The organism is Streptomyces sp. MNU76, assembly GCF_020982545.1.
Taxonomy (GTDB): domain Bacteria; phylum Actinomycetota; class Actinomycetes; order Streptomycetales; family Streptomycetaceae; genus Streptomyces.
Map to the genome: position 1 here is coordinate 1,025,907 of NZ_JAJKLK010000019.1, position 20,440 is coordinate 1,046,346.

The window sequence follows — 20,440 nt, forward strand, 5'->3', positions numbered from 1 at the left end:
CGGATGGTCGTTGGCGTTACTGTCAGTTTCGTGTTCGCTGCAGAACGTCGTCAATTGATCCTCGAAATGGTGCGGGCCAATGGAGCCGTGTCGCTCCGTGAGCTCGCCCGCGTCGTCCAGACCTCCGAAGTGACCGTACGGCGGGACGTGCGCGCTCTGGAGGCAGAAGGACTCCTCGACCGCCGACACGGCGGTGCGGTATTGCCGGGCGGGTTCACGCGGGAGTCCGGCTTTCCGCAGAAATCCCATCTCGCGACCGCCGAGAAGACGGCCATCGCCGATCTCGCCGCGAGCCTCGTCGAAGAGGGCGAGGCCATCGTGGTCGGGGCGGGGACCACCACGCAGGAGCTGGCACGCCGGCTCGCGCGGGTCCCCGGGCTGACCGTCGTCACCAACTCCCTGTTGGTGGCCCAGGCGTTGGCCCATGCCAACCGTGTGGAGGTCGTGATGACCGGCGGTACCCTGCGCGGTTCCAACTACGCCCTGGTCGGTTCCGGAGCCGAGCAGTCCCTCCAGGGGCTGCGTGTCTCCAAGGCCTTCCTCTCCGGGAGCGGACTGACCGCCGAACGCGGCCTGTCCACGTCCAACATGCTGTCGGCGTCCGTCGACCGCGCGCTGGTCCAGGCCGCCGCCGAGGTCGTCGTGCTCGCCGATCACACCAAGCTCGGCACCGACACCATGTTCCAGACGGTGCCGACGGATGTGATCACCCGGCTGGTCACCGACGATCCGTCCGGCCACGACGACCGCGCGGTCACCGAGCTGCAGGCCCTGGCCGATCAGGGTGTGCAGATCTCCGTGGCCGGGGCGTCGGGCGCCGGGGGAGCGGGAGGCGATCCCGTCCCGGCGCGCCCTTCGCGCCGGGACCTGCCCCTTCCGGGGCCCCGCCGCAACCAGGTCCACGGCACCGCGCCCCAGCTGCGCACCGCCACGGTTCTGGGGGACCAGCCGCCCGCCGGTGAACGGGAACGGGAGCGGGCGGCCCGGGTCGCGGATCTGCGGCGCCGGTAGGGGGCGTGAGCCGCGGCGTCGGGCAGGGCGCGTGAGCCGCGGCGTCGGGCAGGGGAGCGCGGGCTGAGCCCGGGTGGGCTCGGGCCGGCGGTTGCTACGGCTTCAGGCCGCGCAAGGTGAGCGTCAGCAGGCGGTCGGCCAACTCCGGGTCGTCCGGGGTTTCCTCGGCCGCCAGCGCGATCGCGTGGGTGAGCTGGAGCAGATCTCCGATGGACACGTCGTCGCGTACGACGTGAGCGTGTTGCGCCCGCCGAAGGAGGGCCGTACCCGCCTCCCGGATCGGGGCGCAGCACCGGGCCAGGTCCGAGGGGTTCTCGTCCACGGCGCGGGAGTCCGCGTACGAGACCGTCATCAGCGCTTGCGCCAGTCCCCGGTATTCGCCCGCATGGGTGATGATGTCGCGCAGCCAGGCGACGAGCGCCGAGCAGGGGTGTTCCGCGCGCAGGTGTACCTGGGAGCGGGCCAGCAGATCGGCGACGGCTTCCTCGAAGACCGCGCTCAGGAGGGCCTGGCGGTTCGGGAAGTGGCGGTACAGGGTGCCGATGCCCACGTCCGCCCGGCGGGCGATGTCCTCGAGCGAGGCGGCGGTGCCGTGGGCCGCGAAGGCGAGGCGGGCCTCCATGAGCAGGCGGTCGTGGTTGCGACGCGCGTCCGCGCGCATGGGCCTCCGGCCTGCTGCGGGAAGCCGGGTCCCTGCGGGAGGCTGGGCCGGGGTGAGGCTCACTGCGGTGTTCACCTGCTCTCTTCTGCTGGGGGCGCCTTCAGCCCAAGAGCTCGGGTGACGGAGGAAGGTGCGCGGGTGCAGCGGCGTGGGGCTTCTCGCGCGGTTCCCCGCGCCCCCAAGAAGATGGGGCGCGGGGATTTCACGTGCTGGTCAGTCCTTGATTTCGCAGATGGGGGCGCCCGAGGTGAGGGAGGCGCCGACCTCCGCGGTGAGGCCCTTGACGGTGCCGGAGCGGTGGGCGTTCAGCGGCTGCTCCATCTTCATGGCCTCCAGGACGACGATGAGATCGCCTTCCTTGACCTCCTGGCCCTCCTCGACGGCCACCTTGACGATGGTGCCCTGCATCGGAGAGGCGAGGGTGTCGCCGGAGGCCGCCGGGCCCGACTTCTTGGCCGCGCGGCGCTTCGGCTTCGCGCCGGCGGCGAGGCCGGTGCGGGCCAGGGTCATGCCCAGGGCGGCCGGGAGGGAGACCTCCAGGCGCTTGCCGCCGACCTCGACCACGATCGTCTCGCGGTCGGCGTCGTCGTCGGCCTCGGTGGTGTCGGCGGGGGCCGCGAAGGGCTTGATGTCGTTGACGAACTCGGTCTCGATCCAGCGGGTGTGGACCGTGAACGGGTCGCTGGAGCCGGTCAGTTCGGGAGCGAACGCCGGGTCCTTGACCACCACGCGGTGGAAGGGGATCGCGGTGGCCATGCCCTCGACGGTGAACTCGTCCAGAGCGCGGGCCGCGCGCTGCAGGGCCTGCTGCCGGGTGGCACCGGTGACGATCAGCTTGGCCAGGAGGGAGTCCCACGCCGGGCCGATGACGCTGCCGGACTCCACGCCCGCGTCCAGGCGGACACCGGGGCCCGAGGGCGCGGTGAACGTGGTGACCGTGCCGGGCGCCGGAAGGAAGCCCCGGCCCGGGTCCTCGCCGTTGATGCGGAACTCGAAGGAATGGCCGCGCATCGGCGGGTCGTCGTAGCCCAGTTCCTCGCCGTCGGCGATACGGAACATCTCGCGGACCAGGTCGATGCCGGTGACCTCCTCGGTGACCGGGTGCTCCACCTGGAGGCGGGTGTTGACCTCCAGGAAGGAGATCGTGCCGTCCATGCCGACCAGGAACTCGACGGTGCCGGCGCCGACGTAGCCGGCCTCCTTGAGGATCGCCTTGGAGGCGGCGTACAGCTCGGCGTTCTGCGCCTCGGACAGGAAGGGGGCCGGGGCCTCCTCGACCAGTTTCTGGTGGCGGCGCTGGAGCGAGCAGTCACGGGTCGAGACGACGACCACGTTGCCGTGCTGGTCCGCCAGGCACTGGGTCTCGACGTGACGGGGCTTGTCGAGGTAGCGCTCCACGAAGCACTCGCCCCGGCCGAAGGCGGCGACGGCCTCGCGCACGGCGGAGTCGTACAACTCGGGGACCTCTTCGAGGGTGCGGGCGACCTTCAGGCCGCGGCCGCCACCGCCGAAGGCGGCCTTGATCGCGATCGGCAGCCCATGCTCCTTGGCGAAGGCCACGACCTCCTCGGCGCCCGAGACCGGGTCCGGGGTACCCGCGACCAGCGGGGCACCGGCGCGCTGGGCGATGTGACGGGCCGCCACCTTGTCACCCAGGTCCCGGATCGCCTGCGGCGGCGGGCCGATCCAGATCAGACCCGCGTCCAGGACCGCCTGCGCGAACTCCGCGTTCTCCGAGAGGAACCCGTAGCCCGGGTGGACCGCGTCCGCGCCCGCGTCCTTCGCCGCCTGGAGGACCTTGCCCATGTCCAGGTAGCTGGTCGCCGGAGTGTCACCGCCCAACGCGAACGCCTCGTCCGCGGCGCGCACATGCAGCGCGTCCCGGTCCGGATCGGCGTACACGGCCACGCTCGCGATCCCGGCGTCCCGGCACGCCCGGGCGACGCGGACAGCGATTTCGCCTCGGTTGGCGATCAACACCTTGCGCACGATGGCTCCCTCTCCTTGAAACAAGCCGAGTTTAGGGACTGCCGACACGGCGTTTCGACCCGTCCACAATGGTGAGCTTGCCCACACGGAGCGTGCATCGAGGCTCACTCAACCCGCGAAATCCCTTGTCGCACAGCATGGCGCAGGACTCCACGCGAAAACCCTAGCCCTCTGATGTGGTCAAGGTCTCTGTGCGGCCATGCTGCGGCCGGTTGGGTTTCTTTGTGGAGTCCCTACTAATGGCCCAACGATTCTTTGCTCTCGTGAGAACCCTTGTCCCGAGGTTTACCCGTTAGTAGCGTTCGCGATGTCTCGAACACCTACCTGGGGTAACGAGAGCGACTGGCGAGAGCGGAAGTGGGTGGGGCCGGTGATCCGCAGACCGGTGGCGGTACTGACGGCGATCGTGCTGTTCGTGGAAGGGCTCGGGATCGCCGGGGTCCAGTGGCTCCTCGGCACCGTCGTCGACCGGCAGAAGATGTCGCTCGCCGGGCTGGATTCCGGCGCGATGTCCGTCTCCACGAAGGCCGGGGGTGTCCTCTTCGGCCTCTACTTCGTCTTCTGCGGGGTCGTCGCGCTGCTCGTGGCGCTGCGCAACCGTCCCCCCGCCGGGCTCGGCAGGATCCTGCTCATCAGCGTCGCCGTCGTGCACGGGCTGCTCGGGGCTCTCACCGTGGGGCTGGTCGGGTGGGGCGCGTTCGCGTTCATGATGGTGGTGCTGGGGCTGGTGCTGCTCACCCTGATGACGTACGACCGGCAGGACGGGGTCGCTGACGCCGGGCCAGGTGGGTCCGGGGCCGACGGGGTGCCGGGGTGCCGGGGTGCCGGGAGCACCGGGGGCGGGGCCGGAGCAGGCCGCTCCGGCCGCGCCCGGCGCCTCGTGAGGGCTCGCGTCAGTCGGTGCGGGGTGTCCACAGGTCGGTGATGGACACGCCGAGCCGGGCCAGCAGGCGGCGGAGCAGGGGAAGGCTGATGCCGATGACGTTCCCGTGGTCGCCGTCGATGCCGTCGATGAACGGCGCCGAGCGGCCGTCGAGCGTGAACGCCCCCGCGACGTAGAGGGGTTCGCCCGAGGCCACGTACGCGGCGATCTCCTCGTCCGTGGGGTCGCCGAAATGGACGACCGTGGAAGCGGTCGCGGAGGTGTAGCGGCCGGTGGTGGTGTCGTAGACGCAGTGGCCCGTCTGGAGGGTGCCGGCACGGCCGCGCATGGACTTCCAGCGGGCGGTGGCCTCCTCGGCGTCGGCGGGCTTGCCGAGGGCCTCGCCGTCGAGGTCGAGGACCGAGTCGCAGCCGATGACGAGGGCGCCCTTGACCTCGGGCTTCGCGGCGACGACGGAGGCCTTGGCCTCGGCGAGGGCCAGGGCCAGGTCGGCGGGGGTGGGCGCGGACACGGCGTCCTCGTCCACACCACTGACGATCACCTCGGGCGCGAGGCCGGCCTGGCGCAGGAGGTTGAGCCGGGCGGGGGACTGGGAGGCGAGGACCAGGCGACGGTGGGTGTGTGGGGCGGTCATGCGCTCAGGGTATTGCGTGGGTTGACGGGTGCGGGCCGGGTGGAGCGCGTTGTCGGGTGCGGGCTGAGCGGGGCGAGTGGGGTGCGTTGTCGGGTGCGGGTGGGTGGGGACTGGTCGCGCGGTTCCTCGCCCCCTGAGGGGTGCGACTCGTCCGTCGGGTGCGGATGCGGGTGGGGCGGGGGCGCGGGGTGTCCGTCCTCGGAACGGCGCGGAATCGGTGGGCTGGAGAGTTCGACGAGTTGACGCGCCAACCGCTGCGGGCGGAGACCCCCGACACGCCCCCTTCTCGCCGTACGCGGCTCTCCCCACGGCGGGGTGCTCAGAGGATGCCCAGGACCAGCATCGCCAGGAGCATGGCGCAGGCCATGAGCACGCCGAGCCGCCGAAGCATGGCCTGCGTGTCGCGCAGTTCCTTCGGCGGCTCGTTCTCAGGGTCGGACCAGAGCATGCTGCGATGGTGCGCCGCCCGCGGGCCGGGCGCCTGAGTACGCGTACTCAATTCGGTAGGCGAGGTTCCGCTCAGCCGGGCCAGTAGGTGCGGCTCCACGTGGTGGGGCCCGGGGCCGGCAGGCGGTGCGCGGCGATGCGGGACGGGTCGGACCAGGAGTCCCGGGGGGCGGGCGCGCCGGGCGGCTCGGTGGCCGCCGCCGCGGCGCGGGCGCGGACCACCGCCAGGGCGGCGGCCAGCTCCTCCGGGGTCGGGTTTCCGCGTACGACCTTGATGGTCATGTCGGCTCCCAGCGGGGTTGGAGAGGGCTACAGGGGGATGTTGCCGTGCTTCTTGGGGGGCAGGGACTCACGCTTGGTGCGGAGTTGGCGCAGGCCGCGGACGAGGTGGCGGCGGGTCTCGGAGGGCGGGATGACGGCGTCGACGTAGCCGCGCTCGGCTGCCGTGTAGGGGTTGAGGAGGGTGTCCTCGTATTCCTGGATGAGGCGGGCGCGTACCGCTTCGCGTTCGTCGTCAGGGGCGGCGGCGATGGTGCGGCGGTGCAGGATGTTGACCGCGCCCTGGGCGCCCATGACGGCGATCTGGGCGGTGGGCCAGGCGAGGTTGAGGTCGGCGCCGAGGTGCTTGGAGCCCATGACGTCGTAGGCGCCGCCGAAGGCCTTGCGGGTGATGACGGTGATGAGAGGGACGGTGGCCTCGGCGTAGGCGTAGATGAGCTTGGCGCCGCGGCGGATGATCCCTTCGTGTTCCTGGCCGACGCCCGGGAGGAAGCCGGGGACGTCGACGAAGGTCAGCACGGGGACGTTGAAGGCGTCGCAGGTGCGCACGAAGCGGGCCGCCTTCTCGGAGGCGTCGATGTCCAGGCAGCCGGCGAACTGCATCGGCTGGTTGGCGACGATGCCCACGGGGTGGCCCTCGACACGGCCGAAGCCGGTGAGGATGTTCGGCGCGAAGAGCGCCTGGGTCTCGAAGAACTCCGCGTCGTCCAGGACGTGTTCGACGACCGTGTGCATGTCGTAGGGCTGGTTGGCGCTGTCCGGGACGAGGGTGTCGAGTTCGCGGTCCTCGTCGGTGAGGGTGAGGTCCGCGTGCTCGGGGAACGCCGGGGGCTCGCTGAGGTTGTTCGAGGGGAGGTAGGAGAGGAGCTGCTTGACGTATTCGATGGCGTCCTTTTCGTCGCCGGCCATGTGGTGGGCGACGCCTGAGGTGGCGTTGTGGGTGCGGGCGCCGCCGAGCTCCTCGAAGCCGACGTCCTCGCCGGTGACCGTCTTGATGACGTCCGGGCCGGTGATGAACATGTGCGAGGTCTGGTCGACCATGACCGTGAAGTCGGTGATCGCGGGGGAGTACACCGCTCCGCCCGCGCAGGGGCCGACGACGAGGCTGATCTGGGGGATCACGCCGCTCGCGTGGGTGTTGCGGCGGAAGATCTCGCCGTACATGCCGAGGGCCATGACGCCCTCCTGGATGCGGGCGCCGCCGGAGTCGTTGATGCCGATGACCGGACAGCCGGTCTTGAGGGCGAAGTCCATGGCTTTCATGATTTTTTGGCCGAAGACCTCGCCGAGCGAGCCGCCGAGGACGGTGAAGTCCTGGGAGAAGACGGCTACCGGGCGGCCGTCGACCGTGCCGTAGCCGGTGACGACGCCGTCGCCGTAGGGGCGGTTGTTCTCCATGCCGAAGTCGGTGGAGCGGTGCCGGGCGAACTCGTCGAACTCCACGAAGGAGTCCTCGTCGAGGAGCAGCTCGATCCGCTCACGGGCCGTCAACTTGCCCTTGGCGTGCTGCTTCTCCACCGCGCGCTCGGAGCCGGCGTGCGTCGCCTCGTGGATACGGCGCTGCAGATCCGCGAGCTTCCCCGCGGTCGTGTGAATGTCGATGCTTGCTGGCTCTACCGGCTCGGACATCGGGGTGCGGCTCCCTGCCTGCTCATGGTGACGTGAGGGATCAGTCAGTACGTGCTGCGCGGTGCGTGCTCATAAGTGGATGCGGTTACTCATCCGTAGCGTAGTGCTGCGCACAGCGTTCGGCAGTGCGGCGTTTACCACACTCCTGGCCCCTTCCGCTCGCACGATCGGGGCGTCGCGGCGGGACACGTCGGAGGGTGACATCACGAGAGTGGTCGAGCGCCCGTGAACCTCGGCTCGTCAGGGCCTGGAATCCGTCCCCTTCTCGCGGGGCGGAGGATGTCAAACCTAGGGTGGGTTGCATGACGAACCCACCAGGTGCACAAGGTGACCCGTCCAGCGGACCGGGTGAGCCGAGGTCGGACCGCTGGTCCGACCTCGACCGGCCGCCCCTCAACTCCGCCTCCCTGCGCCGGGCCCTGGTCCGGGAGGGCGGGCTGTGGAGTTCCCTGGACGTGGTGCCCGTGATCGGTTCCACCAACACCGATCTCGCGGGGCGGGCCGACCGGCTTCCCGAGGGCGCGGTGCTCGTCGCCGAGGAGCAGAACGCGGGCCGGGGGCGGCTCGACCGCGTCTGGACCGCGCCGCCGCGTTCCGGTCTGTTCCTCTCCGTCCTCCTCAAGCCGACCGAGGTGCCCGTACGGCACTGGGGCTGGCTGCCGCTCCTCACCGGGGTCGCCGTCGCGACCGGGCTGTCCCGGGCCGCCGGGGTCGACACGGCGCTCAAGTGGCCCAACGACCTGCTGGTGACCGTGGGGGGCGAGGAGCGCAAGGCCGGCGGGATCCTCGCGGAGCGGGCGGGCTCGGAGGGTGTCGTGATCGGGATCGGCATCAACGTCAGCCTGCGCGAGGAGGAGCTGCCGGTGCCCGCGGCGGGGTCGCTGGCGCTCGCCGGCGCCGTGAGAACGGACCGTGATCCGCTGCTGCGGGCCGTGCTGCGGTCGCTGGAGGAGTGGTACGGGCGGTGGCGGGCGGCCGGGGGTGATCCGTCCGCGAGCGGGCTCCAGGAGACCTATGCCGCGGGGTGCGCGACGCTGGGCGCACCGTGCGGGCCGAGCTGCCCGGGGATCGGTCGGTGGTGGGGAGGCCGTGGCCGTGGACGGGGACGGCGGCTCGTCATCGCCACGGAGGACGGGGTGCAGGAGCCGGTGGGGGCGGGGACATCGTGCACTTGCGGCCTGTGTGACGGGCTGCTGTGGGACCCGTGCGGCCTGTGGGACCGGTGCGGCCTGTGGGACCGGTGCGTGTTGGGGTGCTGGGAGGTGTGGCTGGTGAGGGCTGGGAACTCGGGGGTGGTGCTGGGTGAGGCGGGTTTCGCTCACCGGCATTTGCCGGGTACCGCCTGCGCCCACCCGTGCCGCCCCAGCGGCACGACTGCCCGCAGCAGTATGGGCATGACCGCCCGCTGTGGCGTCGGGCGGTGATGACGGAGGGCGTCCACCAGCGGCCCCACCTGACGGAGTGAGCTGGCGCACACCTGCCGTAGAGTTGAGGCCGGTCGAGTACGTGACCGCGGGAGATCGGAAGGGCAGCAGGAGTGAGCGTCGAGGACACGGGCTCCGGCACGAACGCGGATGGCCGCGTGGAGCCGCCCCCTCTCTCGGCTTCGCTCGAGCGGGGCGAGCCCCACGACGTGGACGCCGGCGAGGAGGACCCTCTGGCGCTGCGGCTCGAAGGGCTGATCCTCGGTGCCGAGCGCCGGTACACCCCTTTTCAGGCGGCACGCAGCGCCGGTGTCTCCATGGAGCTGGCGTCCCGTTTCTGGCGGGCCATGGGCTTCGCGGACATCGGTCAGGCCAAGGCGCTGACCGAGGCCGACGTACTCGCGCTGCGGCGCCTGGCCGGTCTCGTCGAGGCGGGGCTGCTGAGTGAGGCCATGGCGGTGCAGGTGGCCCGTTCGACCGGGCAGACCACGGCACGGCTGGCCGAGTGGCAGATCGACTCCTTCCTGGAGGGGCTGACCGAGCCGCCGGAGCCGGGGATGACCCGGACCGAGGTGACGTATCCGCTGATCGAGCTGTTGCTCCCGGAGCTGGAGGAGTTCCTCGTCTACGTCTGGAGGCGTCAGCTCGCCGCCGCCACCGGGCGGGTCGTGCAGGCCGCGGACGACGAGGAGATGGTCGACCGGCGCCTCGCGGTCTGCTTCGCGGATCTCGTGGGGTTCACGCGGCTGACCCGTCGGATGGAGGAGGAGGAGCTCGGCGAGCTGGTCGAGGCCTTCGAGACCACGGCGGCGGACCTGGTGGCGGCGAACGGGGGGCGGCTCATCAAGACCCTCGGTGACGAGGTCCTGTACGCCACGGACGACGCCGGTGTCGCCGCCGAGATCGCTCTGCGTCTCATCGAGACCATGGCCAACGACGAGACCATGCCCGAGCTGCGCGTCGGCATGGCCTTCGGCACGGTGACGACGCGGATGGGTGACGTCTTCGGGTCCACCGTGAACCTCGCGAGCCGGCTCACCTCGATAGCGCCGAAGGACGCGGTCCTCGTCGACGGTGCCTTCGCCGAGGAGCTGATCCGTACGGGCGAGGCGCCCGCCTCCGAGGCCGAGGCCGCCGAGGCCGCGGCCGCCGCGGAGAAGGAGGGCGAGGAACCGCCCACGTACCGCTTCGCCCTCCAGCCGATGTGGCAACGCCCTGTGCGCGGGCTGGGCGTGGTCCAGCCGTGGCTGCTCACGCGGCGTGGCTGATGTCCGCCACCTCCGCTACCTGCTCAGGGCGTCGTTGACGCATACGCCGACGATCGGGACGCAGAGGCCCGGCTTCGTGGGCTTCGTGGGTGTGGTCGTGTCGCCGGGGTCGGTCGGTGTGGTCGGTGAGTCGGGCGCGGTCGGCTGCCGAGGGCTGCCGCCGGGGCTGGGTGGGTGCCGGAGCGCTGGGGCTGAGGGCTTCCGGAGCGCGGGGGCCGTGGAGGTGTCCCGGGGCGGTGGGGTCCTGGGGAGGTCGCGTGTGCCGGGGGCGGAGGGATGTCCACGCCGATGGAGGGGCGGGCTGGTAGCCGGACGGGGTCGGCGTGGGGGCGGATGCTCCCGATGAGGGCGGCTGTTGAGTGGGCGTGGGCTTCCCGGCGCCCATGGGGTGTCGGCGGTCGGGGTGCCCGCGTCGGGGAGGGCTCGCCGCCCACGGTGGCTCCCGCCCTGGTCGTCCCGTCCGTGATGTCGTCCGCCGCGCTCGGTGCCGGGCCTGCCGCGCCGACGCCGCCGACCGGGTCCGACGACAGCCGTACGAGGCTCAGCGCGCCCGCCGCCAGGGCCATCCCGCCCACCGCGAACAGCAGCTTCCGGGGCCGGGGCCGCCGGTGCCGCCTCGCGGGCGGGGCGGGCCTGGGGCGAGTGCTCGGTGGAGGCGCCGGCTGTGGTCGCGGAGAGGGCGGCGGAGAGGGGCGTCGTGTGGCCTGCGGGGGCCGTGGACGGTTTCCAGGGCGGCGAGGGGGTCGTCGGCCTCGGGGAAGCTTCTGGCGGCGTGGCGGCCGTCCGGGCTGTGGGAGGCACTGCTGCTGTCGGTGACTGCGGTGACTGCGGTGACTGCGGTGACTGCTGTGGTTGTTGCTGTGCCTGCGGTGGCTGGTGTGGCGCCCGTGGTGTGGTCTGCGTCGGCCTGGTGGCCGTGGTCGTCGTCATGGTCCGTCCCTCCCCTGTGCGCCCGTGCCCCTCGGTGCGCCTATGGCGGAGCGCAGGCTATGCGGCGTAGTGGGCGGTGTGGCCGGAGAAGGCCCGGATGTCACCCGTACGGGGAGAAGGTCGCCGGGGCAGGTCAAGGGACGGTTCCGTGAGCACTCCCGTTGGGGTGGCCGACGGGCGCACGGCTGACGCTGCCGATTGCCGGTGGATCGTCTGCCGGCGTATCCGGAGCCCGGTCAGGGTTTCGTTCGGTGGGGGTGGCTGGGATGATCGGGGTGGTTGTTAACTGTCGTTAACCGGGAGGGTGTCATGGGTGAGGGTGTGGAGCAGACGGGGGAGCGGCGGTTCGGGGAGTTCGTCGTGGTGCGGCGGCACGGGTACGTCGCCGAACTCGCGCTGGACCGGCCCAAGGCCATGAACGCCGTGTCGACCGACATGGCCCGCTCCGTCGCGGCGGCGTGCGGCGCGCTCGCCGCCGACCGGGACGTACGCGTCGTCGTGGTGACGTCCACGCACGAGCGGGCGTTCTGCGTGGGGGCGGATCTGAAGGAGCGGAACTCCTTCAGCGACGCCGACCTGGTGCGGCAGCGGCCCGTCGCGCGCGCCGCGTACACCGGCGTGCTGGAGCTGCCGATGCCCACGATCGCCGCCGTGCACGGCTTCGCGCTGGGCGGCGGCTTCGAGCTGGCCCTGTCCTGCGACCTGATCGTGGCCGACCGTACGGCGGTGGTAGGGCTGCCGGAGGTGTCGGTGGGGGTGATCCCGGGCGGTGGGGCACGCAGCTGCTGCCGCGTCGGGTGGGGCCGCGCGGGCCGCCGAGCTGATCTTCACGGCGCGGCGGCTGGAGGCCGAGGAGGCGCGGGAGCTGGGGCTCGTGGACGAGTTGGTGGCGGAGGGGCGGGACCGCGCGGAGGCGTTGACGCTGGCCGAGCGCATCGCCGCGAACTCGCCGGTCGGGCTGCGGGCGGCCAAGCGCGCGCTGCGTCTGGGCCACGGGCTCGACCTGCGGGCCGGTCTGGAGGTCGAGGACGCGGCCTGGCGCTCGGTCGCGTTCTCGGGCGACCGGGCGGAGGGCGTGGCCGCGTTCAACGAGAAGCGGAAGCCGGCCTGGCCGGGGGAGTGACGCCGGGGCCGGTTCGTGTGCGCCGGTGCCGCGGGGGCGTGCCCTCCTGGCCGTCTCGTGGTCGTCTCGTGGACGTTCGGCTCCGGTGCCCGGTGCCCGTACCCCTGTTCGCCCCACTAACGTCACGAATCAGGGCAAAGCTACCTAGCCTGGGGTGATGGGAGAGGACAGGCGGCTGAGGGCCGTGGTCGCGTTGGCGCGGGGGATGGCGGGGGCGCGTACGTCGCCGGAGACGTGGTGGGCGGCCGCGGACGGATCGTGCCGGGCGCTCTCGGGGAGCTTCGCCGCGCTGTCCGTGTGGGAGCGGGAGCGCGGGCTGCTGCGGGTGCTGGTGAACGTGGGGAACCGGGCGGCGGACGAGGAGGAGTTCCCGGAGGACGAGACGTACCCGGTGCACGAGTTCCCGGAGATCGCCGAGTTCCTGCACGAACGGTGGCTGGAGGGCGGTGAGCCCAACGCCTGGGTGGAGACGGCTGCCGGACCGGTCGGCGGGCGGCGGCCCGGCGGCTACTGTCATCAGCGGGTCGCCGCGCTGCGCCGACGCGGGCGCGGCTGCTGCGTGGTGGCGCCCGTGGTGCTGAACGGCCGGGCGTGGGGCGAACTGTATGTGGCCCGGCCCGCCGGGGAGCCCGTCTTCCACGGCGACGACGCCGCGTTCGCCACGGTGCTCGCCTCGGTCGTCGCGGCCGGTCTGGCGCAGTCCGAGCGGCTGGAGGAGGCCCGGCGGCTCGCCTTCACCGACCCCCTCACCGGACTGGGCAACCGCCGCGCGGTCGACCTCCGGCTCGACGAGGCGATGGAGGCGTACCGGCGCGACGGCACGGTGATCAGCCTCGTCGTCTGCGACCTCAACGGGCTGAAGAAGGTCAACGACTCCTACGGGCACGCCATGGGCGATCAGCTGCTGGAGAGGTTCGGTTCCGTGCTGTCGCGCTGCGCGGCCGAACTGCCTCGGGTGCTGGTCGCGCGGCTTGGCGGGGACGAGTTCTGTCTGCTCGCGGTGGGGCCGTCGGCGGACGACGTGGTCCGGGTCGCCGGGGACCTGTGCGTGCGGGCGCGGGAGCTGGAGCCGGGCGACGGGGTCGCCTGCGGGGTCGCGTCCACCGGGGATCCGATCGGGCCGCTGCGCTCGGCCCGGCGGCTCTTCCGGCTTGCCGACGCGGCGCAGTACCGGGCCAAGGCCGCGGGGTCCGTCGAGCCGGTCGTCGCGGGACGCGAGGGGGAGGGTGCCGAGGATCCCGTGGTCAGCCTCGCCGACCGGCCGCCCGCGCCGGTCGACCCCGCGCACCCGGGGGACCGGCGCCGCATTCGAGGGCGCCGGTCCTAGGGCGGGCCGCGCGGCGGGTCGAGTCGGCGCGCGGTCCTGGGCTGCCCACGGCCGAGGGGGAGTGGGCCGTGGGCCGGTCCGAGATCTCGACCATACGCTCCTGTTCGGACCCCTAACGCTCTGACCTGGGGATTCTGAGCAATCTCTGAGCAAGCTCGGATCGTTCCCGGAGCGGATTCCGATCTACGCGGATTGCGGACCGCGGCCAGTAAGGAGCCCCTCCCTCGTTCGGTCGTGACATTCGACGATTCAGTCCCTACGATCCTGAATATGGATATGCACTCTGTGGGCACGGTGGTCCTCGGGACGTCCGGGGTCACCGCGGCCGACGTCATCGCCGTGGCGCGCGCCGGCGCCCGGATCGAGCTCTCCGACGAGGCGGTGGCCGCCCTCGCCGCGGCACGCGAGATCGTGGACGCACTGGCGGCCAAGCCTGAGCCCGTCTACGGCGTCTCCACCGGCTTCGGCGCCCTCGCGACCCGGCACATCAGCCCGGAGCTGCGCGCCAGGCTCCAGCGCAACATCGTCCGCTCCCACGCGGCCGGCATGGGACCGCGCGTCGAGCGCGAGGTCGTGCGCGCGCTGATGTTCCTGCGGCTGAAGACCGTCTGCTCCGGCCGGACCGGCGTCCGGCCCGAGGTCGCGCAGACCATGGCCGACGTCCTCAACGCCGGTATCACCCCGGTGGTGCACGAGTACGGCTCGCTCGGCTGCTCCGGCGATCTGGCGCCGCTGTCGCACTGCGCGCTCACCCTGATGGGCGAGGGGGACGCGGAGGGCCCCGACGGGGTCGTACGGCCCGCCGGCGAGCTGCTCGCCGAGCACGGCATCGCTCCCGTGGAGCTGCGCGAGAAGGAGGGGCTGGCCCTCCTCAACGGCACCGACGGCATGCTCGGCATGCTGGTCATGGCGCTCGCCGACCTGGAACTGCTGTACACCTCGGCCGACATCACCGCCGCGATCTCGCTGGAGGCGCTGCTCGGCACGGACCGGGTCCTCGCGCCCGAGTTGCACGCCATCCGTCCGCATCCGGGGCAGGCCGCCTCCGCGGCCAACATGCTCGCCGTGCTGAAGGGGTCGGGGCTCACCGGGCACCACCAGGACGACGCGCCCCGCGTGCAGGACGCGTACTCGGTGCGGTGTGCTCCGCAGGTGGCCGGGGCCGGGCGGGACACCGTCGCGTACGCGCGGCTCGTGGCCGAGCGGGAGTTGGCGGCGGCGGTCGACAATCCCGTGGTCCTGGCGGACGGGCGGGTGGAGTCCAACGGGAACTTCCACGGGGCGCCGGTCGCGTACGTCCTCGACTTCCTCGCCATCGCCGTGGCGGATCTCGCGTCGATCGCGGAGCGGCGGACGGACCGGCTGCTCGACAAGAACCGGTCGCACGGGCTGCCGCCGTTCCTCGCGGACGACGCCGGGGTCGACTCCGGGCTGATGATCGCGCAGTACACGCAGGCGGCTCTGGTGAGCGAGCTGAAGCGGCTGGCCGTTCCGGCCTCGGCCGACTCGATCCCGTCCTCCGCGATGCAGGAGGACCATGTGTCGATGGGGTGGGCGGCCGCGCGGAAGCTGCGGACCGCCGTGGACGGGCTGGCCCGGGTGCTCGCGGTGGAGCTGTACGCGGGGACGCGGGGGTGGAGCTGCGGGAGGGGCTGGTGGCCGCGCCCGCCACTCGGGCCGTGGTGGCGGCGGTGCGGGGGCCGGGGTCGAGGGGCCTGGGCCGGATCGGTTTCTCGCGCCTGATCTGGCGTTGGCCGAGGAGTTCGTGCGGGACGGGCGGTTGGTGGCGGCGGCGGAGGTCTGTCACCGGGGGCTCGCCTGAGTTGTCTCGCCCCGCCGCCCCTACCCGTCCCCTCACCAAGGGGCTGCGCCCTTTGACCCCCATCCGCGGGTCCGGTGGGGCTTCTCGCGCAGTTCCCCGCGCCCCTGAAAGACCAGGCCCCTGCGCGAGAAGCCCCCACCCACCCGCAGACGACTACGCGCCCCCGACCGGCCCGAAGTCCTCCCGCTCGCGGCGGATCGCGTACGCCAGGAAACCGGCTCCTACGCCCAGCATCGCGGTGCCGCCGATGACGTACGGGGTCGTGTTGGGGCTACCCGTGTCGGCCAGTTCGCGGGTTTCGGAGGTGGTCGTCTCCGTCGTCGTGGACGCGTTCGTCGTCGTCCGGTCGCGTATCGCCGCCTCGTCCTGGGTCGCGTTGGCGGACGGCACGAACCAGAGGGCACCCAGCAGGGTGCCCGCGGCGGTGGCGGTCAGCAGCGATCGGCGGGCGGTGGACGACGCGCGACGTGCGACGGACACGGAATATCGATCCCCTTGTGGCGCTGGCGAATTGGCCGTAGGGGGCGATGCTAATGAAAGGCGCGGGTCGTGGGAAAGTCGTGTGACCTGTGAGCCGTACGCTCCGGAGCATGAGCACAACGGAGACATCACAGTTTGTCCGCCTTCGCGTCGAGTTGGTGGTCGAGGTCGAGGATGTGGAGGCCGTCACCGGCGCCGCGTTGCGGCGGATCGCGGACGACCCCGATATGCCCGCCGATGAACGGGTACACGCCGAGAGTGCGGTGACGGAGGACACGGCGGAGGCGCTCGCCTATCTGGTCGACCCGTTCGACCTGGTCGGGGACGTGCCGGGGGTCGAACTCGCCCAGGCCTCCTGGAGCAGCGAAGGCATCGACTACGACCCCGATTCGCCGGAATGGGGTCTCGACGAGGATGATGACCGGGAGGACGAGGAAGACCGACTCGGCTGAGCGGCTTGGGAGATTGATGGCCCCGGGCGGCAACCGCTGCCCGGGGTTCTTTCGTCTCATGGGTCGCAACACCCCCTAGTGCACCGCCGCCGGGTCGCCGTCGATCCGTTGCGGGTGGAGTGGCGTATCCCACATCTCCGCTTCGGCGGAACGGCTCGGTGCCGTAGTGGTGTTTAAGTGCTTACGGGGATCTTCGGGGTTTTGGGGATTCGGCAACGATGGAGAAGCGTGTGATGACGAACAGTAAGCGGCGCAGGGGCCTGACGGTCGCGTCCGCACTGCTCGGCGGGGTGCTGGTGCTCTCTGCGTGCAGCGGGGGTGACAGCGACAACGCGTCCGGGAACGACGGCGGGGACTCCTCGCAGGCCCAGGCCGACAAGGCGGCGGCCGAGAAGACCTCCGAGGCGGACATCAAGATCACGCCGAAGGACGGCTCGGACAACGCCTCCATCAACAACTCGGCCAAGGTCACCGTGAGCAAGGGCACGCTCACGGACGTGAAGATGACCACCTCCGAGGGCACCGCCGTCGAGGGCGAGATATCCGCCGACAAGAAGAGCTGGGCCCCGAGCGTCCAGCTGGAGCGGTCCACCAGCTACAAGATCACGGCAGCCGCCGAGGACTCCGAGGGCCGCGAGGCGCACGAGAACGCCGCGTTCACCACGGTCTCCCCGGCCAACAGCTTCATCGGCAACTTCACGCCCGAGGACGGCTCCACGGTCGGCGTCGGCATGCCGGTCTCGATCAACTTCGACAAGGCGATCACCAACAAGGCCGAGGTCCAGAAGGGGATCACCGTCTCCAGCAGCTCCGGCCAGGAGGTCGTGGGGCACTGGTTCAACGCCAACCGCATCGACTTCCGCCCCGAGGACTACTGGCAGGAGAACTCCACCGTCACCCTGAAGCTCGCGCTCGACGGGGTCGAGGGCGCCGACGGTGTCTACGGTGTGCAGCAGAAGACGGTCACCTTCAAGATCGGCCGTAACCAGGTCTCCGTCGTCGACGCCAAGACCAAGCAGATGAAGGTCATGCAGGACGGGAAGGTCATCAAGACCATCCCGATCTCCGCCGGTTCGCCCGAGAACAAGACGTACAAGGGCGTCATGGTGATGTCGGAGATGTTCAAGGAGACGCGCATGAACGGCGCGACCGTGGGCTTCACCGACGACGACGGCAAGGGCGAGTACGACATCAAGGACGTGCCGCACGCCATCCGCCTCACCACGTCCGGGACGTTCATCCACGGCAACTACTGGGGCGCCGACTCCGTCTTCGGCAACGTCAACACCAGCCACGGCTGTGTCGGTCTGAACGACACCAAGGGTGCCAACGACAAGGGCACGGCGGGCTACTGGTTCTACAACAACTCGATCGTCGGTGACGTCGTGGACATCCGGAACACCGGTGACAAGACGGTCGCCCCGGACAACGGCCTCAACGGCTGGAACCTGGACTGGGCCGCCTGGAAGGCCGGCTCGGCGGTCTGATCCGCCGTCACCCGCACGTCGTCGATGCCGTCCCCGGGCTCCCCGGGGACGGCATCGGTGTCTGAGGGGCTCCTGTGGGTGGCATCGATGTCAGCGGGGTCGGTGTCCGTGGGGTCGCGCACAGGGTTCTCATCAGGCTCTTATCGCGGGCTTATGCCTTCATCACGCGGCATACCTAGCTTGCCGCCATGTTCTTCACCTACCTGAGGCGCGAACTGCGCCGCCGCAGAAAGGCGGCGCTCGTCGTCGCCTCCGGCCTCGCCCTGGGCATCGCGCTGGTGATCGTGGTCAGTTCCGTGTCCTCGGGCATGGAGAAGGCCCAGGCCAAAGTGCTCGAATCCCTGTACGGCCTGGGCACGGACATGACCGTCACCAAGGCCGCCGCCGCGCCCGGCGAGAACGGCGGCGAACGCCCCCGGTTCGAGTTCGACGCCCAGGACGACGACTCCGACGAGGAGCAGAGCAGCGACCTCGTCCGGGTCCAGGGCTTCCAGACCCTGGCGAGCTCGACCGTCACCGAGGTCGGTGAGCAGCAGGGCGTCGCCGAGGCCGTCGGGGGCCTCAGCCTCCAGGTCATCAAGGTGGACGGGCAGTTCCGGCGCGGACAGTTCCAGCAGGACGAGGCGTCCGGGGGCCAGCAGCAGGGCGGCCCCGGCGGCGGTCAGAACGGCGGCACCGGGCAGCCCCAGGGACGGGTCGAGGGCGGCGGCGCCGAGTTCGACGTCGACAACTACTCCGTCTACGGCACGGACGTCACCGAGCCCGAGCTGGGCCCGCTGACCTCCTCGAAGATCACCAGCGGTCGTACGTTCAAGACGTCCGAGACCGACGCCAAGGTGGTCGTCGCGGACAAGTCGTACGCCAAGGAGAAGGAGCTCAAGGTGGGGAGCAGCGTCACGATCAACAGCGTCAAGTACGAGGTCATCGGGATCGCGACGCCCGACAGCGGGGACGCGGCTGCCAACCTCTACATGCCGCTGAAGCAGGCGCAGACGCTCAGCGACTCCAAGGACAAGGTCACCACGATCTACGTCAAGGCGAGCGACTCGCAGCAGATCGACAGCGTCAAGGCGGTCATCCAGAAGAACATCGACGGGACGACCGTCACCACCTCCGCCGATCTCGCCGCCACGGTCTCCGGGTCGCTGTCCACCGCGTCCGACCTCGCGTCCAACGTCGGCAGGTGGCTGTCGGTCGCGGTGCTCGTGGCCGCCTTCCTGGTGGCCGGGCTGCTCACCTCGTCGGCCGTGTCGCGGCGGGTGCGGGAGTTCGGCACCCTCAAGGCGCTGGGATGGAAGTCGGGGCGGGTGACCCGGCAGGTCGTCGGGGAGGCCGTCGTCAACGGACTCGTGGGCGGTGCGCTCGGGATCGCGCTGGGGCTCGCCGGGGCCTACGCGGTGACGGCGATCAGTCCGACGCTCCAGGCCGAGGTCGGGGCGACCGGCGGCGGGTTCGGCGGCGGCCCCGGTGGGGGCGGCTTCCCGGGCGGAGGCGGTCCCGGTGGTGGGCAGCAGGTCGCGTCGAACGCGCTGGAGGTCGCTCTCACGGCGCCCGTCAGTGTGACGACGATCGGGGTCGCGGTGGGGCTCGCCGTCACGGGTGGGCTGATCGCGGGGGCGTTCGGCGGGTGGCGCGCCTCGCGGCTGCGGCCGGCGGACGCGTTGCGGCGCGTGGAGTAGCGGGACCGGCCGACCACTTGGCCACCCGGCCACTTGGCCACCCGACCACTCGGCCAGCCGGTCGCCCGGCCACTTGGCCACCCCGCCCCCGGCCGTCCGGCGGCCGAACCAGCCACCAACCCTCTTTCCTCTCCCAGGAGTTGCACATGTACGTACTCAGCGGCGTCACCAAGCGGTACGCACGCGGCAAGGTCACCGTCACCGCGCTCGACGCGGTCGATCTGACCATCGCCGACGGGGACCGGCTGGTCATCCAGGGGCCCACCGGCGGTGGGAAGTCCACGCTGCTCCAGATGCTCGGAGGGCTGGACAAGCCGTCCGACGGCAGCGTCGAACTCGACGGGACCGATCTGGCGCGGCTGTCGGAGGCGAAGCTCACGAAGGTGCGCAGCGAGAACATCGGCTTCGTCTTCCAGAGTTTCAACCTGATCCCGACGCTGACCGCGCAGGAGAACGTCGAGACCGCTCTCGTACCGCTCGGGGTGAAGGCGAAGGAGCGGCGCGAGCGGGCCGCCGGGGCACTGGAGTCGGTGGGCCTCGGCGAGCGGCTGGGGCATCTGCCGACCGAGCTGTCGGGTGGTCAGCAGCAGCGCGTCGCGATCGCCCGTGCGCTGGTGAAGCGGCCGAAGGTGCTGCTCGCGGACGAGCCCACCGGCAACCTCGACGAGTCCACGCGCGACGAGATCATGGAGGTCCTCGAGACGCTGTGGAAGGAGCACGGGCTCACTTTCGTCATGGTCACCCATGACTCCGTGCTGGCGAAGAAGGCCCCCCGGGTCGCGACGATCCGCAAGGGGCGGATCACGGTGAAGGAGAACGCCAAGGCGTGAAGGGAACGCCAAGGCGTGACGGGGGCGCGTGCGGGTCGCGGCCGGCCCGTACTTCGCCGCTTTGCGCCCAGCCGCGAGGCGTGTG

General features: G+C 71.4%; 15 protein-coding genes and 3 pseudogenes. 11 read left to right on the forward strand and 7 right to left on the reverse strand.

Annotation, left to right across the window (positions count from 1 at the left end):
* The first annotated feature begins 3 nt into the window (after positions 1-3).
* Positions 4-1,011: a DeoR/GlpR family DNA-binding transcription regulator gene (locus tag E4N62_RS31165; protein ID WP_268269919.1), complete on the forward strand. Its 1,008-nt coding sequence runs from the start codon at positions 4-6 to the stop codon at positions 1,009-1,011.
* Positions 1,012-1,105: 94 nt separating this feature from the next.
* Here the strand turns inward: E4N62_RS31165 and E4N62_RS31170 are convergent, their stop codons facing one another.
* Complete coding sequence (locus tag E4N62_RS31170) at positions 1,106-1,672, reverse strand: TetR/AcrR family transcriptional regulator (RefSeq protein WP_230219749.1); 567 nt, start codon at positions 1,670-1,672, stop codon at positions 1,106-1,108.
* A gap of 213 nt (positions 1,673-1,885) precedes the next feature.
* The gene (locus tag E4N62_RS31175) at positions 1,886-3,661 is read right to left on the reverse strand and encodes a biotin carboxylase N-terminal domain-containing protein (RefSeq protein WP_230219750.1); all 1,776 of its coding nucleotides are present in this window, start codon (positions 3,659-3,661) and stop codon (positions 1,886-1,888) included.
* A 370-nt stretch (positions 3,662-4,031) separates the two neighbouring features.
* Between E4N62_RS31175 and E4N62_RS31180 the strand changes: the two genes are divergently transcribed.
* The gene (locus E4N62_RS31180; protein ID WP_230219751.1) at positions 4,032-4,586 is read left to right on the forward strand and encodes a hypothetical protein; all 555 of its coding nucleotides are present in this window, start codon (positions 4,032-4,034) and stop codon (positions 4,584-4,586) included.
* Here the strand turns inward: E4N62_RS31180 and E4N62_RS31185 are convergent.
* The 4 genes from E4N62_RS31185 to E4N62_RS31195 form a co-directional block, all read right to left on the reverse strand.
* Positions 4,555-5,178, reverse strand: a complete 624-nt coding sequence (locus tag E4N62_RS31185) for a nucleoside triphosphate pyrophosphatase (RefSeq protein ID WP_230219752.1) — start codon at positions 5,176-5,178, stop codon at positions 4,555-4,557. The genes E4N62_RS31180 and E4N62_RS31185 overlap by 32 nt on opposite strands.
* 319 nt (positions 5,179-5,497) lie before the next feature.
* Positions 5,498-5,626, reverse strand: coding sequence for a morphogenic membrane protein MmpB (gene mmpB, locus E4N62_RS48225; RefSeq protein WP_086784515.1), 129 nt, complete (start codon positions 5,624-5,626; stop codon positions 5,498-5,500).
* Between the two features lie 71 nt (positions 5,627-5,697).
* Complete coding sequence (locus E4N62_RS31190) at positions 5,698-5,907, reverse strand: acyl-CoA carboxylase epsilon subunit (protein ID WP_184904269.1); 210 nt, start codon at positions 5,905-5,907, stop codon at positions 5,698-5,700.
* 27 nt (positions 5,908-5,934) lie between these two features.
* Positions 5,935-7,533 (reverse strand): acyl-CoA carboxylase subunit beta, encoded by a 1,599-nt coding sequence (locus E4N62_RS31195; RefSeq protein WP_230219753.1) that lies wholly within the window; start codon positions 7,531-7,533, stop codon positions 5,935-5,937.
* A gap of 302 nt (positions 7,534-7,835) precedes the next feature.
* Here E4N62_RS31195 and E4N62_RS31200 point away from each other — a divergent pair.
* The 5 genes and pseudogenes from E4N62_RS31200 to hutH all read left to right on the forward strand — a co-directional run bounded on the left by E4N62_RS31200 (position 7,836) and on the right by hutH (position 15,427).
* Positions 7,836-8,719 (forward strand): annotated as a pseudogene (locus E4N62_RS31200) (biotin--[acetyl-CoA-carboxylase] ligase).
* Between the two features lie 351 nt (positions 8,720-9,070).
* Entirely contained in the window at positions 9,071-10,225 is a 1,155-nt protein-coding gene (locus tag E4N62_RS31205) for an adenylate/guanylate cyclase domain-containing protein (RefSeq protein ID WP_230219754.1), read from the forward strand.
* Positions 10,226-11,464: 1,239 nt separating this feature from the next.
* Positions 11,465-12,278 (forward strand): annotated as a pseudogene (locus E4N62_RS31210) (enoyl-CoA hydratase/isomerase family protein).
* A gap of 157 nt (positions 12,279-12,435) precedes the next feature.
* Positions 12,436-13,605: a sensor domain-containing diguanylate cyclase gene (locus tag E4N62_RS31215; protein ID WP_230219756.1), complete on the forward strand. Its 1,170-nt coding sequence runs from the start codon at positions 12,436-12,438 to the stop codon at positions 13,603-13,605.
* A gap of 270 nt (positions 13,606-13,875) precedes the next feature.
* Positions 13,876-15,427 (forward strand): annotated as a pseudogene (hutH, locus tag E4N62_RS31220) (histidine ammonia-lyase).
* A 153-nt stretch (positions 15,428-15,580) separates the two neighbouring features.
* Here hutH and E4N62_RS31225 read toward each other — a convergent pair.
* Positions 15,581-15,865, reverse strand: coding sequence for a hypothetical protein (locus tag E4N62_RS31225; protein WP_268270054.1), 285 nt, complete (start codon positions 15,863-15,865; stop codon positions 15,581-15,583).
* A gap of 152 nt (positions 15,866-16,017) precedes the next feature.
* Here E4N62_RS31225 and E4N62_RS31230 point away from each other — a divergent pair, with 152 nt between their 5' ends.
* From E4N62_RS31230 to E4N62_RS31245, 4 genes are all read left to right on the forward strand, one after another.
* Complete coding sequence (locus E4N62_RS31230) at positions 16,018-16,359, forward strand: hypothetical protein (RefSeq protein ID WP_230219760.1); 342 nt, start codon at positions 16,018-16,020, stop codon at positions 16,357-16,359.
* A 218-nt stretch (positions 16,360-16,577) separates the two neighbouring features.
* Positions 16,578-17,846 (forward strand): Ig-like domain-containing protein, encoded by a 1,269-nt coding sequence (locus E4N62_RS31235; protein ID WP_230219762.1) that lies wholly within the window; start codon positions 16,578-16,580, stop codon positions 17,844-17,846.
* 188 nt (positions 17,847-18,034) lie between these two features.
* Entirely contained in the window at positions 18,035-19,525 is a 1,491-nt protein-coding gene (locus E4N62_RS31240; protein ID WP_230219765.1) for an ABC transporter permease, read from the forward strand.
* Between the two features lie 146 nt (positions 19,526-19,671).
* Complete coding sequence (locus E4N62_RS31245; RefSeq protein ID WP_230219767.1) at positions 19,672-20,355, forward strand: ABC transporter ATP-binding protein; 684 nt, start codon at positions 19,672-19,674, stop codon at positions 20,353-20,355.
* Positions 20,356-20,440: the final 85 nt, after the last annotated feature.

Coding starts and splice junctions, on each gene's coding strand:
- E4N62_RS31165 (WP_268269919.1), top strand. CDS start 4: ATGGTCGTTGGCGTTACTGTCAGTTTCGTGTTCGCTGCAGAACGTCGT.
- E4N62_RS31170 (WP_230219749.1), bottom strand. CDS start 1,672: ATGCGCGCGGACGCGCGTCGCAACCACGACCGCCTGCTCATGGAGGCC.
- E4N62_RS31185 (WP_230219752.1), bottom strand. CDS start 5,178: ATGACCGCCCCACACACCCACCGTCGCCTGGTCCTCGCCTCCCAGTCC.
- mmpB (WP_086784515.1), bottom strand. CDS start 5,626: ATGCTCTGGTCCGACCCTGAGAACGAGCCGCCGAAGGAACTGCGCGAC.
- E4N62_RS31190 (WP_184904269.1), bottom strand. CDS start 5,907: ATGACCATCAAGGTCGTACGCGGAAACCCGACCCCGGAGGAGCTGGCC.
- E4N62_RS31195 (WP_230219753.1), bottom strand. CDS start 7,533: ATGTCCGAGCCGGTAGAGCCAGCAAGCATCGACATTCACACGACCGCG.
- E4N62_RS31215 (WP_230219756.1), top strand. CDS start 12,436: ATGGGAGAGGACAGGCGGCTGAGGGCCGTGGTCGCGTTGGCGCGGGGG.
- E4N62_RS31230 (WP_230219760.1), top strand. CDS start 16,018: ATGAGCACAACGGAGACATCACAGTTTGTCCGCCTTCGCGTCGAGTTG.
- E4N62_RS31235 (WP_230219762.1), top strand. CDS start 16,578: ATGGAGAAGCGTGTGATGACGAACAGTAAGCGGCGCAGGGGCCTGACG.
- E4N62_RS31240 (WP_230219765.1), top strand. CDS start 18,035: ATGTTCTTCACCTACCTGAGGCGCGAACTGCGCCGCCGCAGAAAGGCG.
- E4N62_RS31245 (WP_230219767.1), top strand. CDS start 19,672: ATGTACGTACTCAGCGGCGTCACCAAGCGGTACGCACGCGGCAAGGTC.